A 574-nucleotide genomic window follows, 5' to 3' on the forward strand; every position below is an offset into this window, starting at 1 on the left:
CAGGATGCCAGTGCCGATCAGCACGCCGCGATCATGGCAATCCACCGGGCTGGGTCTCGCGTCCGATTGCTCGGAGACTCGATGCAGATCATTTACGGCGGCGCGGGTGCCCAAACTTCAGCAGCAGTAAAGCGGTGGGAAGGCCTCAAAAGCGAAGGAGGGTGGGGGAATTTGGCAAACCCCCATCGATGGCGCTCGGGCTCAATGGAGCTTGGCGAATGGGTGCTTGCAGCGCGAGAGGCACTTGCCTCCGGCAAAGCGATAAACCTCGCCGGAAAGTTACCAAGCGGTCTGACGGTGCTGCATGCCACAAATTCGGCGCGGGTCGCCCATAAGGCCATCGCCATGACCGCTGACGATCGCCGCCAGGTGTCGGCGATCGCTCGGAAATCTTCGCAGCTATTCGTACTCACAGTCGGGAATGAGCGTGTCGATCACTTGAACGCGTTTTTCAATCGTTCAGTTCGGATTTGGGAAGGGCATGGACGTGAGGCCCTTTCTTCGCTGGTCAAGTCAATCGAAAATAGCTCGGGCTCGCCATCCGGCATTGTCGAAGCCCTGCTCTCGTTTGTCG

General features: G+C 58.9%; 1 pseudogene. It reads left to right on the forward strand.

The features are described 5' to 3' along the window. Positions 1–81: 81 nt before the first annotated feature. A pseudogene (locus AC1D35_RS36770) lies at positions 82–574 on the forward strand (hypothetical protein); the annotation flags it as partial.

It is taken from the genome of Rhizobium sp. P1_E6, assembly GCF_056405875.1.